This is a genomic window from Variovorax glucosi (genome assembly GCF_051216695.1).
Lineage (GTDB): Bacteria > Pseudomonadota > Gammaproteobacteria > Burkholderiales > Burkholderiaceae_C > Variovorax.
Genome location: NZ_JBPJZE010000013.1, coordinates 1 through 2,159 on the forward strand (window position 1 = coordinate 1; position 2,159 = coordinate 2,159).

At 65.5% G+C, this 2,159-nt stretch carries 3 protein-coding genes and 1 pseudogene; 2 read left to right on the top strand and 2 right to left on the bottom strand.

Going from position 1 to position 2,159, the window contains the following annotated elements:
• A pseudogene (locus ACSFA3_RS22230) lies at nt 1-567 on the bottom strand (hypothetical protein); the annotation flags it as partial.
• Between the two features lie 149 nt (nt 568-716).
• Here ACSFA3_RS22230 and ACSFA3_RS22235 point away from each other — a divergent pair.
• Together ACSFA3_RS22235 and ACSFA3_RS22240 are read left to right on the top strand one after the other, a co-directional pair.
• The gene (locus ACSFA3_RS22235) at nt 717-1,097 is read left to right on the top strand and encodes a tautomerase family protein (protein ID WP_435465496.1); all 381 of its coding nucleotides are present in this window, start codon (nt 717-719) and stop codon (nt 1,095-1,097) included.
• Between the two features lie 17 nt (nt 1,098-1,114).
• Nucleotides 1,115-1,780, top strand: coding sequence for a DUF1294 domain-containing protein (locus tag ACSFA3_RS22240; protein ID WP_435465497.1), 666 nt, complete (start codon nt 1,115-1,117; stop codon nt 1,778-1,780).
• Nucleotides 1,781-1,783: 3 nt separating this feature from the next.
• Here ACSFA3_RS22240 and ACSFA3_RS22245 read toward each other — a convergent pair.
• On the bottom strand, nt 1,784-2,159 hold a 376-nt coding region (locus tag ACSFA3_RS22245; protein ID WP_435507674.1), incomplete at its 5' end, for a DUF3362 domain-containing protein.

Genomic DNA, 2,159 nt, shown 5'->3' on the forward strand with positions numbered 1-2,159 from the left:
GAAATGCAGGAAGCTCTTGCGCTCGTCGAGCGCCACGGCCTCCAGCGTGACGCGATAGTTGCTGGTGCCCAGCGGCCCGGTCTCGGCCGACAGCTCGACCATCAGGTGCTCGGGCGTGGCACTCGCTACCCGGTAGACGAACGGCAGCTCGAAGGCCTGGTCGATGGGCTTGTCGTAGCGCCGCACCACGTAGAGCGTCAGCATCTCGCGCCCCTGCGGACCGCTGGCCGTGCTGCAGCGCCGGTTGTTGATGTGCAGCGTCAGCACTTCGCACCAGTGGGCCGATCCCTTCAGCGTGGTGCTGATTTCCGCGAGCGGATGCTCGACCACGGCGTAGACATCGCCCTGCAGGCCGTCGGCCGTCTCCATGGAATCGAGCTGCACGGGCCGCCCGAAACTGCTCTTGTCGAGCTTGTCGCTCAAGCGCTGATGGGTGGCACGCAGCGCCTGGGCGGAGGAATTCTCCGGTGCGGCGGCAAGCACTTGCGCAGAAGCCGCGAGCAGCAGAAGCGACCCCGCCAGGGTGCGCATCGTCCATGAAGCCGACGGGTAGTACGAACTGCTCATGGCCCACACCATACAGCGGACCGCCCCACCCTCGCCTTCAGTCGGACTGCGCGGGCTTGCTGCGCCGCACCAGCAGCAGCATCGCGCCCGCCATGGCCGATCGATACGGGGTGTATCTTAGGTTCCCACTCTTTTTCGAGGCACCGCAGATGCCACTCGTCCGGATCGATCTTTCCAATGACAGCCCCGAGACCCTGGGTCCGGCCATCGGGGATCTCATTTATCAGGCCATGCGGGACACCATCAACGTGCCGGAAGACGACAAGTTCCAGATCATCACGCGGCACGACGCACGCGAGCTGGTCCATCCGGCGAGCTACCTCGGTGTTGTCTACTCGCCGGGCTTCGTGCTGATCCAGATCACGCTGAATCACGGAAGAACGACGGAGATGAAGAAGGCCTTCTACAAGCGCGTGGCCGACGATCTGCACGGCCAACTGGGCATCCGGCGCGAGGATGTTTTCATCAATCTCGTCGAGGTGGCGAAGGAAAACTGGTCGTTCGGCAATGGCGAGATGCAGTACGCGTAGCGGCGAGAATCCCGCCGATGAAACGCCAGGGCACGCTCGTTCGATGGGAAAAGGACCGGGGCTTCGGCTTCATCCGCTGCCCCGAAATCTCCGCCGATGTGTTCGTGCATCTGCGCGACTTCACCGACCGGGGCACCACGCCGCAGGTCGGCATGAGGGTGAACTTCGAGGAGATCCATGTTGGCGGCAAGGGGCCGCGTGCGATGTCGGTACAGGCAGCCGGTGCAGCACGGCAGCCGCAATCACAACCGCAGCGGAGGTCGGCACCGCCTCGCCGGCAACCTGATCGCTCGGTGCGTTCGTCGACCTCTTCTTCGTCCCCTTTGCCGATGGCTCTTCTGCTCATGGCCTACGGCGCGCTGCTCGGCTACGGCGTATGGACCGCACGCCTTCCACCGATCGCGCTTGGCGTTTTGGCGCTGCTCAGCCTGCTGACTTTCTTCATCTACGGCTTCGACAAGAACGCAGCCGAAACAGGCCGCTGGCGCACCGCAGAGAACACGCTGCACCTGCTCTCACTGATCGGGGGTTGGCCCGGCGCCTGGGTCGCGCAGCGGCTGTTCCGCCACAAGGTGCGCAAAGCGAGCTTCATGGCGGGCTACTGGGCCACGGTGCTGGCACACATGGCAGCCATGGGTGCCTGGGTCGGCAAGCTGCTGCCAGCGGGCCTGCTGGCGTTCTGAAACTCAGCGCGGCTTGCGAATGCTGCCGCGCACCGGACCAGCAGCCTTGCGCGGCGCCGCGCCGGAACCGTTGTCGCGCGGCGGCAGGCCGGTGTGCTGTGTGAGGATGCGGCCCTTCGAGGGCTTCACCGGCGTCAGCTTGACCGGCGCGGACTTGCCGACCGCCGGTGCGACGGTCGAGTTCTTGCGACGCGCGCTCGTGTAGCCGCCGTCGGTCAGCGGCTGCCACGTCGGGATGAGGTGGTGCTTGCCGTTGCCGATCAGGTCGGCGCGGCCCATGCTCTTCAAAGCCTCACGCAGCAGCGGCCAGTTGTTGGCGTCGTGGTAGCGCAGGAAGGCCTTGTGCAGTCGACGGCGCTTGTCGCCGCGCACGATATCC